Origin of the sequence: Aeromonas sp. s11 (genome assembly GCF_040907945.1) — a bacterium.
GTDB classification, from domain to species: domain Bacteria; phylum Pseudomonadota; class Gammaproteobacteria; order Enterobacterales; family Aeromonadaceae; genus Aeromonas; species Aeromonas veronii.
In genome coordinates, this window is sequence record NZ_JBFOCU010000033.1 from 1 (window position 1) to 10302 (window position 10302).

Below are 10302 nucleotides of genomic sequence, written 5' to 3' on the forward strand. Positions count from 1 at the left end.
TAAATAACTGATCCCAATAGTGCTACACCTTCGCTGTGCCATAGCCATTCCCCGGGAAAGGAGACACGGTATCCATGAAGTGTTTCACTCGGGCCAGCAGGTTTGCCATCCCTCTGCATTGATGATTGCGCGTGATGGTTTCATGTAACTTGTGCCATAGCCGTTCTATGTGATTAACCCAAGGGCTGTAAACTGGCTGGAACACCAGGCAGAACTTGGGATTCTTCTTCAACCATCGCTCGGTCTGTTTGCTTTTGTGAATGATGTAGTTATCGAGGATCAACGTGATGGTTTTGGCTCGTCGGTAGTGGTGGCGCAGCTTTTCCAGCATGGCAATAAACAGCGATGAGTTTTTCTTGATCCCGCTGACGTAAAGTACCCTTCCGTTGCCTGCGTGGAGAACGCCTGCCAGATAATGCTTGGCATTCTGCCCCGGTGTGACAACCCGCTTTTGCTGCGCTCTGAACATCCAGTCGGCTCCTAATTTGGGATTGAGGTCTATATCGACTTCATCCTCATAAAACACCGGATTATCGGCATCACAGCGGGCCAGCGCGGCGTCGATATTCGCCATTTTTTCCTGATAGGCTGGGTCTTTTATCCGCAAGGTCGGCACGGGCCTGCGCCAGACAATGCCCATACGAGGTAACCATCGGCGGAGCGTGGAGGCTGCCACATTGAGCCCTGTTAACCGATTGATTTTTATAGCCAATAGTTCAGTACACCAACGGCTGCGCTGATAACCAAAATCTTGCGGAGAAAACTGCATGAGCAGCACCAGTAAGGTGACAATCTTGGCGATAGGTAAGACTGGGGCACGGCCAGCCGGTAAGGCTTCTAGCGCATCTATGCCTTCATCTCGATACCACCGAAGCCAACGACCGATGGTCGAGCGCGCAGCGCCGGTAAGGTGATGAACATCGGTGATCGTGCGTCCTTCATGTAACAGCAAGATGGCCATCAAGCGACGAGCATGTCCTTTATCACGGGTGGCATGGATGATTTTGTGAATGCGGCGCCGTTGTGGTCGTGGCAGAGGTGGTAGGATAGGCATCAACTCAGTCCTTTGGGTGTGGCTTGTTTTGTTTAGCGACTAATCAGATCGCACAAACTGGACTGAGTTCCCTTCCTCCGGTGATCTACTATTCGGAACAGCTATTTACCACCAGAGTCTCTTTTGTACCAAGAACGAACTCCAACGTGAGTCATCAATTGACCTTCGCTGATTACGAGTTCAACAGCAAACGCCGCCAGACCCGTAAAGAAGTTTTCCTCTCTTGAATAGAGTAACTGCTTCCCTGGCCCTGGATGCTGGTCATCATTACGCCCATCTATCCCAAGGTCGGCAATGGCCGTCACCCCTAACCACTGATGCAAATCCAGCCATAAGAACCTTCTCTAAAAAGGCTGGGTGCAAAGTAAGTGGTCAAGTCAGTGTAATTACCCACGAAAGGCCTCTCGCAATTATGATAGGCATGGCCCCGTGGGCGCGGGCATCGGACAGACTCAGGAGCAGTAACATGAAGCATCAAACCCTCACCGTGGAAAATAGCCGCATTCGCGTCACCGTCAGCCGCGAGATAGCCGATAAATTCCTGCCAACCGGAGTTATCGGTCGCGATGAGTCCCCCGGTCAGGCGCAACGTGGTCGTCTGCTTTCTGCCGCGATGGGCAAATTAGCCAGCGCAACCGAATTACGCCTTCGGCTCACTAACGATATCGAGCGGGCTGATGTCATCGCGCTGGCCCATAAGCTCCTTGTCCGTGACTATCTGGAGGAACACAGTCACTACAACGTCAACGAGGTGATCATGCGCCTCGAAGAGGGTCACCTCATGCACAAATACATGGCCCAGGAGGTCACTCTCGCCAATGAGTACGCTCGCGGTGTCTTGAAGACTATTTCGCAAGACGACGCCCGCCTTTACGTAGCGCCAAAGGTAATGGCCGGGGTACTCTCCCCCCATGAACGCAGGCAACTGGAGACCCGCGTTGAACTCCTGCTAAACCGCATTGGCATCAATGCAACTGAGGCACTAGATAAAGCCCGTCACGCCTTGCAAGCGCAGGCCAACATCGCGCACCATTATCACATGTGTCGGGCCAATATGACGGGTTGGAAGATTGAGGTCATCGGGGAACTACCGGCTCAAGTGGGCCTATCTCGGTTGCTGCCAAAGGATGATTAATGGATCGCAATCCCAGACCCACCTACCAGCTCACCTCTATCCACCGAGTAGGGCGCCAGAATTTACGGTGCTGTACAGCATTGTTGCTCAAATTCTCTGCTGTACATCGCTCTTATTTATCGGGTGGATTACCCTACCTGGATGGAAAAACCTCAGTATAATCAATGCAACTACATATAATCCGCAGCCAATTATCCATACCCATCCATTCCACGTTTCGCGGGTTGCACTATACAAAAATGCAAAAACAAGTGGACCGATTACACCTGTCAGGTGGGTCAAACTGGTCAGCACCCCTTGTAATTGTCCCTGTGCTACCTGACCGACACGAACAGATATAATTCCCTGCAAGGCGGGAAGTGTGATGCCACCACAAGCTAGTAACAGCAAAACCGGCCAAACCATCCAGCTTTGTGTAATGACCGCCAATAAAAATAGGCCACAACCGTCAGCCAAAATGCCAACCGCTATAGCTTTCCGTTCTCCCAAATGTTTAGCGATAAAACCAGCAGCAAGTCCTTGAAACAGTGCGTGTGTCAGCCCGAACACAGCCAATGAAACACCGACCATTACGCCATCCCATGCGAAGCGCTCTTCTCCGAATAAAACCCATAATGTTGCGGGGATTTGGCCAATCAATTGAATGATGAAAAAGACAACTAACAATCCCGATAATGGGGAGATCATCTCGCGTATGGAGGATGTGGTTTCATTGATTGTTTCATTCTTTAACTCGTCACTAACCTGATTAGCATTATGGGTCTCATGTAAAATGAATAGGGAGACCAGAAATGCCAGCCCGTTAATAGCAGCAGCGAACATAAACGGTGCCTGTACCGAAAGTTGACCGGCAAAACCACCAATGACTGGTCCAGCAATCATACCGCCACCAAAACAGGCACCCATCATACCAAACCAATGTGTCCTGGATTCCTCAGGTGTGACATCGGCAATTGTTGAGGCTGCAACAGCTCCAGTCGCACCGGTAATACCAGCAATTAAGCGTCCCAAATACAACACCCACACTACGCTGGCTGTTGCCATTAATGCGTAGTCCAGTGTTGCACCTAAAAGTGAAAGTAACAATACAGGGCGACGACCTATGCGATCTGACCAGCGGCCGAGAAGAGGGGCAAAAATCACTTGCATCATTGCATACAGCGCCAATAAAACACCGTAGTTCTCTGCAACATTAGCCTTTCCAACAAACTCCCGTAATAACGCCGGCAAGACAGGCATAATTATGCCAATCCCCATAGCATCTAAAAAAATGATGACCAGTGCCATCATCACAGTGCGGTTCATAGTTAACGTTCTCTATCGATGATAGGGTTTGAAAAATAACTCTATCAGTGATAGATTGTCAACAGCAAAAGGAGATAGTGATGGCACGACTAAGCTTGGACGACGTAATTTCAATGGCGCTCACCCTGCTGGACAGCGAAGGGCTAGAGGGCTTGACTACGCGTAAGCTGGCGCAGTCCCTAAAAATTGAGCAACCGACTCTGTATTGGCACGTGCGCAACAAGCAGACTCTTATGAACATGCTTTCAGAGGCAATACTGGCGAAGCATCACACCCGTTCAGCACCGTTACCGACTGAGAGTTGGCAGCAGTTTCTCCAGGAAAATGCTCTGAGTTTCCGTAAAGCATTACTGGTCCATCGTGATGGAGCCCGATTGCATATAGGGACCTCTCCTACGCCCCCCCAGTTTGAACAAGCAGAGGCGCAACTACGCTGTCTATGCGATGCAGGGTTTTCGGTCGAGGAGGCTCTTTTCATTCTGCAATCTATCAGCCATTTTACGTTGGGTGCAGTATTAGAGGAGCAAGCAACAAACCAGATAGAAAATAATCATGTGATAGACGCTGCACCACCATTATTACAAGAGGCATTTAATATTCAGGCGAGAACCTCTGCTGAAATGGCCTTCCATTTCGGGCTGAAATCATTAATATTTGGATTTTCTGCACAGTTAGATGAAAAAAAGCATACACCCATTGAGGATGGTAATAAATGATGCTATCTATGTGTCAACTCTAATTTATAGTTATGGATAGTGTTTTCAAATATATACATGTATCGTCAGTATTTTATCTATTAAATATTAAACCACTTCTGGTTAATATCATGGGTGTCACCGTCCCTCGATAAAATGGCATTGAGTCTCCCACAACTAAGCCACCCATTCGGTTTAAGGTCTTAACGATGATATCTCTTGCATCCATATGGATTTCATCTACAGATTGTGCGAAAAGTTCGTGCAGTGAAAACCGAGCCAAGCTAGAACCTATTTGATACCCTCTGAAATTTTGCATTGTTGCAAATCGCCCCCAATGAGTTTCATCGCATTATTTCCAGGCTGCAACGGCACCAACAATTGTGGAGTTCATAATTGCACACCACCATTGTGGCGATTTTTCAGCTGGAATAGGGATCAATTCGTCAGGGATCCCCTGCTCTCCCTTGAACACGGGAATTTGCAAACGCAGTATGTCGTCCATATCTTCATGCGTTGCTTTCCTCAATACAAGATTCTGCATCGGGTCATCCTTATCGTTGAGCCGTAACAGCAGGTATTTTCATTAGTAGCTCAGCACAAAATGCACATAATTTGTTCAAATCAATAAGCCGCCTAGGAACACAGTATCTATTGGCCACCGCCTTCCGTTGGCGGCATCGCTTCTTGCGCTATGGCCGACTCAGGTATGCTTCTTTTCGATAAAACGCCTCTTTCATTTATACCTTTTAATTACATCATCACCAATTGACTTACCGCTCTAATTTTCCCATTCAACCGGTAGATTTTTTCTGATGCATTTTTATGCAAACAAGTAATTTTTTGCTTCTCTTGAGGTAGTTTTTCAAGTATCTCGCGGTAGGCTTGTAACTCATAACGAGTCAACAGAAGCTCTTCTTCCAGAGACCTCAACTCACTTGCTAGATCATAATTATCGCCTTTGATTGATGCTTGTAAACTGCCCAGAAGATCATCTGAAAAAATATAATGCCGATTATTTTTTGGCCCATTAGCTTTCACTGCATCCTGTTTTTTCAAGCTATATACATGGCGGTCAACCAAGCCTGATGCCTGATACACAGCCAAGTCATTGACCTCCATAGCCAATCGTATCAGCTCTTTCCTGCTTATTTTTAGACCAGTCATTTTGAGTAAAACTTGATAAAACTTGTTACTGATTTTGTAAACATTTTTATTCTGCATAAAATTTCCACAACCACAACACTTAGGATTGCTAAGTATACAGAGACAGGTGAAACTTAGACAATCTATACATATGAGAACTTTGTGATGAACAAACATTGTACAAAAACCCATTCCCAGAGAGACTCAAGCAGGCGCGTAAAAAAGCAGGTATATCCCAAAAGGAGCTTGGGGTAAGGGCCGGTATGGATGATAGTTCTGCTAGTGGTCGCATGAATCACTATGAGAGAGGTCGCCACGTTCCAGACATTGATACAATGCGAAAACTTGCCAATGTACTGGGAAAGCCGCTGAGTTATTTTTTTTGCGAAGATGATCTTAGTGCGGAATTGGTTTGTCTATTTGAGCAACTTGATGAGGATGAAAAGTTAGATCTTCTCTTTAAGCTACGTGAAAATAAACGGTGATACCGCTAAGTAAGATACCTGCTCATGTTGCGGATTGACCACCAGAAGTTTGCAACGCATTGATAGTGGTTTGTAGCTAGGAGAGGAGGTTAACTTTCATGGTTGTGCTCATGCCTTCACCACCGGGATCCCTTTGATACTGGTGGTATAGCGGGGGCTGAGTTGTTCGCGTTTCATCATCCATTCGCTGGTATCTCGGCCTCGGGATGCAAAGTAGACCTTTCCCAACCGCCCCTGGTTAATCCTATCGATCACCTGCATGAGTGCATCGCTACGGGGATCCTGCTGTTCGCTGCCGAATAGACCCCCTTGCTGCATGCCTTTCGGGGAGAAGTCCGCCAGCATGACGCCGCCCTTCATATAGCGAACATCATCCAACCAGATCCTGCTCAGCAGCGGCTCGATCTGGGCTAGCAACTCACGGGTGTCGGCTGTGGGTATCGGCAACAGCATGGAGATCTGGTTGGCATAATGTGTTTCCCGCTCCGCAAACGGGCTCGAACGAATGAATACTGTGACATGGCGGCAGCACATGCCCTCTGTCCTGAGTTTCTCAGCTGCCCGCTCCATGTAGCCAGCGAGAGCCTCCCGCATGGGGCCGAAGGCGGTGATGCGCTCCCCAAAGGATCGGCTGCAAATTATCTGTTGCTTGGCCTGTGCCAGTTGCTCCAGCTCGGCGCAGGGGATCCCGCACAGCTCCTGCACCGTGCGCTCGACAACGACCCCGTAACGGTGCCGAAGACTCTTAGCATCAGCCGCTACCAGATCAGCCACGGTGTTGATGCCCTGAGCTGACAGCTTGGTGGTGAGTTTGCGACCAATTCCCCAGACCTCGTCTACCGGGGTGATCGCCATCAGTTTGGCGCGGCGTGTTTCATCGCGCAGATCGACCACCCCTCCGGTGGCGGGCCATTTTTTTGCGGCATAGTTGGCGAGTTTGGCTAGGGTTTTAGTGGGGCCGATACCAACACCGACCGTCAGCCCTGTCCACTGCTGTACCCGCTCCCGGATCTGGCGTCCATATGCCACTAGGTCACCCGCCCAACTCTCACTCAGCTCAGCAAAAGCTTCGTCTGTTTACCGGGACGGGTGCGAACAGCTTTGCGAGAAGGTCACTCAGCAACTCGGTGCGTGGTTCTCTCTTTTGAGCTGGTAAGGCTCATGTGGTGAGGGTTCTGGTGAGGACAACCAAAAAGTGTAAGAATAAACAGGTATGAACACGCATTTTCATACCTTTTCTTACATATCTTTAAAAAGTGTCATTTTAAGGTGAGCAACCAGAAGTGTAAGAAAAGGTGTTATGCATTGAAATATATAGTAAAAAATTCATTGCCACTCACTCAGTCACTCACTCAGCAGCGATTTTTTACATGTATTACCGTTCTAAGAACAGAATATTGAAAAGGCCCTGATAACTCAGGGTCTTTTTTTATGCACTCAGCCCCGAAAGGGATAAGACGTTTTATGACTGCCTCCCCTACAGTGATGGATATTCTCCACAGGATCGCTTTGTGAAAAGTGCAATGAAACTGCTCACCCCTATATTGCTAATGCTGACCAGCATGCTCTCCGGCCAGTTGCAGGCAAAGCCACTCAAGGTCGGGGTCAGCTTTGCCATCCCCCCTTATGTCATCGAAGGCGAGAATCGCGGCATTGAGCTGGATCTGCTGAAAGAGGCGTTCGCTGACAGCGGCTATGAGCCCAGCTTTGAATTTCTGCCGCTGGAGCGCACCTTCCGCCTGTTCGAGTCAGGAAAGCTGGATGCCATCATCAACGTCAAACCCGGTATGGTTGATCCTCACGTTCTGACCCAGCCCGTTATCACCTTCCATAACCGGATCTTCACCCTGAGCAGTACCCACATCAGCACTCTGGACGACCTGCATTCAAAACGGGTCACCGCCTTTCAACGGGCAAGGATCATTCTGGGGGGCGCGTTCGCCACCATGGCCAACCAGAATCCCCACTATGAGGAGGTAGCCAAGCAGCAGGTGCAGGTACATCAGCTAATGCGCGGCAGGGTGGATGCAGTCGTACTGGAGGAGCGGGTGTTCTACTACTACCTCGACCAGCTGATTGCCACCGCCCAGGCAGGCGAGCACTACGAGCGCAATCAGGTCAGGCAAGCAGACCTCTTCCCGCCCACCGTCTATCACTTTGCCTTCCGAACGGCCGATGCCCGCAATCTGTTTGATAAGCGCCTTGAGGCGATGCATCAGGATGGTCGTTATCACCAGATTTTCGCGGCTTACGGCGCCACGCCGTGAGCCACAAACATAAAAGCCAGCCGGTAAGGGCTGGCTTTGTACTGGCTCCGAAGGAACAGCAGTAGGGGAGCGTTACTTCATTGCGCTGCCGTTTTTCAGTTCTGCTTTCTGACGTTTGGCTTCGCGTTTCTCTTTCAGTGACATCTGCGGTTTTTTCTTGGCATCTTTGCCGTTGTGATGTTCTTTGTTACTCATCATCAAACTCCAAAAATGTTACCCAGACAGTTGGTTCCTCATGGGAGCCAGCATGCCATCCGAATCATCAACTTCAGTACGCTTGGTGGGATGGTGCAAGACCATCACCAGACCCAGCATACCCTCCAGTGGCATCCGGATCCAGCCTCATTCTCGTCCAAAAAATGTCGCGCGCAGCCCCTTGAGCGGGGAGGCCAAACGACCTCGACAGGAAAGACCAAAAAAGAGTAATTCGCATTATTAAATGTTGTCACGCTTATATTAAGCTATCGTTACCTAGATATTTTCACGGATAAATATAAATCCGTCATTCCGCACCTAATTTTGGCTTTTTCAAAGCTTGACGGCGATCGGCCATTCTGATCTATTACTCTCTTTTGCAGGTAGATCATCATGGCCGCTATCGCTATCCGTAACCTCGATCACCTTGGTTTGGTCGCCGCACTCTGCCAAGAACTGGGAATTGCCCGCATGATTGATGCGGTGCTCCCCAAAACACCGCCTTTCAAGGTCTCACACGGTGACGCTTTGGTGGCCATGATAGTGAACGGCCTCGGCTTTCACAGCAGCACCCTGCACATGTTCCCACAATTCTTCGCTAACAAGCCGGTTGAGCGCCTGATTGGCCCCGGGATCTGTGCAGATGATCTCAATGATGATGTGCTCGGGCGCTGTCTCGATGCCCTCTTTGAGGCCGATGTCAGCACCTTGTATCAAGTGATGGCGGCGCAAGTCGTTGAGCGACTGGGGCTCAACAGCACCGCAGTGCACCTCGATATCACCAGCTTCCACGTCGATGGCGCCTATGACCAGGCCGATGGGGACACGATCGGTAAGCTGCAATTGGTGCGGGGTTATAGTCGAGATCATCGGCCAGAGCTGAACCAGGTTATCCTGGAACTCATCTGTGAAAATCAGGCCGGGCTACCCATCTACATGCAGGCCCTCAGTGGCAACAGTAACGACACCAAAGCCTTTGCCCAGACTGTTCGTCGCCACTTGAGCAGCCTCAAGGCTGCGCAGGATTGCCGTTATCTGGTCGGCGATGCAGCACTGTATTGTGCCGAGACCTTGCAACTGCTGGCGCAACAGCAGCAACTGTTTGTCACCCGGGTGCCGGTCACGTTGAACGAGGCCAAGCAGGCCGTGGCAACGATTGGCACCCAGTCGCTGGTTGCGCTGGGCAATGGTTATCATGGCTGTTGGCAATCCGCCCATTATGCCGGCGTCGCGCAGCGCTGGTTGCTGGTGCGCAGCGAACAGGCCAGCAACCGTGAGCAGCAAACATTGGCTAAAAACCTGCTTAAAGAGAGCACCCGCGAGCTCAAAGCCTTCGCCAAATTGTGTGCCAAACGCTTTGCCTGCCAAGCGGATGCACAGGCCGAATTGAGTCGTTTTAGCGCCAGCTTGATGCTGCTGCAACTGGATGCCGAGGTGGTGAGTGACCCCGTTTATGCCGGTTGTGGCAGACCGAAAAAGGGGGAAGCACCGGTCAGCTACCAGTTTCACATCAGTGGTGTGGCGGCAACCAGCTTGGCGCAAGTTGAAGCGGCTCGCAACCAGACCGGGGTGTTCATCCTGGCGACCAATGACCACAGCGACACGCTGACCATGGCCGAACTGTTGGCCACCTATAAGGCACAGCAGAATGTCGAGCGAGGCTTTCGTTTTCTCAAGAGCCCGGAATTTTTAACCTCCTCACTGTACCTGAAAAAACCGGAACGAATTGAAGCGTTGCTGATGGTGATGACCTGTAGCCTGATGATTTATGCGGCCCTGGAGCACCGGATCCGGCAGGGGTTAGTGGCGCAGAACCGCAGTGTGGCAGATATGAAAAAGAAGCCGACCCAGCAGCCAACCGCCCGTTGGATCTTTTTGCGCTTTGGTGGCATCCATGAGTATCGACTGGGAGAAGCCCCGCCTCAGATAACGGAGCTAACAGGAGACCAGCAGATCATTTTGGAGGTATTGGGTGAACGCTACCGACAAATTTATTCCTAAATCAGGTGCGGAATGTAGG

11 protein-coding genes and 2 pseudogenes are annotated in these 10302 nt (G+C 50.1%); 6 read left to right on the top strand and 7 right to left on the bottom strand.

Annotation, left to right across the window (positions count from 1 at the left end):
- Positions 1-22: 22 nt before the first annotated feature.
- Positions 23-1054 carry an IS630-like element ISAhy2 family transposase gene (locus AB5Y84_RS10100; protein ID WP_001809438.1) on the bottom strand — a complete coding sequence of 344 codons (1032 nt, stop codon included), beginning with the start codon at positions 1052-1054 and terminating at the stop codon, positions 23-25.
- A 146-nt stretch (positions 1055-1200) separates the two neighbouring features.
- Between AB5Y84_RS10100 and AB5Y84_RS10105 the strand changes: the two are divergent.
- Positions 1201-1362 (top strand): annotated as a pseudogene (locus AB5Y84_RS10105) (IS5/IS1182 family transposase); the annotation flags it as partial.
- Between the two features lie 158 nt (positions 1363-1520).
- Positions 1521-2189 (top strand): hypothetical protein, encoded by a 669-nt coding sequence (locus AB5Y84_RS10110; RefSeq protein ID WP_017780890.1) that lies wholly within the window; start codon positions 1521-1523, stop codon positions 2187-2189.
- A gap of 87 nt (positions 2190-2276) precedes the next feature.
- On the opposite strand, the gene tet(E) is transcribed toward AB5Y84_RS10110, so the two are convergent.
- Complete coding sequence (gene tet(E) / locus AB5Y84_RS10115) at positions 2277-3494, bottom strand: tetracycline efflux MFS transporter Tet(E) (protein WP_017780889.1); 1218 nt, start codon at positions 3492-3494, stop codon at positions 2277-2279.
- 80 nt (positions 3495-3574) lie between these two features.
- Between tet(E) and tetR the strand changes: the two genes are divergently transcribed.
- Entirely contained in the window at positions 3575-4210 is a 636-nt protein-coding gene (tetR, locus tag AB5Y84_RS10120; protein WP_017780888.1) for a tetracycline resistance transcriptional repressor TetR, read from the top strand.
- 331 nt (positions 4211-4541) lie between these two features.
- Here the strand turns inward: tetR and AB5Y84_RS10125 are convergent, their stop codons facing one another.
- The gene (locus AB5Y84_RS10125; RefSeq protein ID WP_017780887.1) at positions 4542-4733 is read right to left on the bottom strand and encodes a hypothetical protein; all 192 of its coding nucleotides are present in this window, start codon (positions 4731-4733) and stop codon (positions 4542-4544) included.
- Between the two features lie 209 nt (positions 4734-4942).
- On the bottom strand, positions 4943-5413 hold the full coding sequence (locus AB5Y84_RS10130) for a hypothetical protein (protein WP_017780886.1): 471 nt from the start codon (positions 5411-5413) through the stop codon (positions 4943-4945).
- 98 nt (positions 5414-5511) lie between these two features.
- Between AB5Y84_RS10130 and AB5Y84_RS10135 the strand changes: the two genes are divergently transcribed.
- On the top strand, positions 5512-5820 hold the full coding sequence (locus AB5Y84_RS10135) for a helix-turn-helix domain-containing protein (RefSeq protein ID WP_047440196.1): 309 nt from the start codon (positions 5512-5514) through the stop codon (positions 5818-5820).
- 108 nt (positions 5821-5928) lie between these two features.
- On the opposite strand, the gene AB5Y84_RS10140 is transcribed toward AB5Y84_RS10135, so the two are convergent.
- Positions 5929-6675 (bottom strand): DUF4113 domain-containing protein, encoded by a 747-nt coding sequence (locus AB5Y84_RS10140; protein ID WP_113725460.1) that lies wholly within the window; start codon positions 6673-6675, stop codon positions 5929-5931.
- A gap of 84 nt (positions 6676-6759) precedes the next feature.
- Positions 6760-6882 (bottom strand): annotated as a pseudogene (locus AB5Y84_RS10145) (hypothetical protein); the annotation flags it as partial.
- Positions 6883-7343: 461 nt separating this feature from the next.
- Here AB5Y84_RS10145 and AB5Y84_RS10150 point away from each other — a divergent pair.
- Complete coding sequence (locus tag AB5Y84_RS10150; RefSeq protein ID WP_368176852.1) at positions 7344-8087, top strand: substrate-binding periplasmic protein; 744 nt, start codon at positions 7344-7346, stop codon at positions 8085-8087.
- 72 nt (positions 8088-8159) lie between these two features.
- On the opposite strand, the gene AB5Y84_RS10155 is transcribed toward AB5Y84_RS10150, so the two are convergent.
- Positions 8160-8282, bottom strand: coding sequence for a hypothetical protein (locus AB5Y84_RS10155; RefSeq protein ID WP_005306071.1), 123 nt, complete (start codon positions 8280-8282; stop codon positions 8160-8162).
- 387 nt (positions 8283-8669) lie between these two features.
- Between AB5Y84_RS10155 and AB5Y84_RS10160 the strand changes: the two genes are divergently transcribed.
- Entirely contained in the window at positions 8670-10283 is a 1614-nt protein-coding gene (locus AB5Y84_RS10160; RefSeq protein ID WP_368176411.1) for an IS1634 family transposase, read from the top strand.
- The last annotated feature ends 19 nt before the right edge of the window (positions 10284-10302 follow it).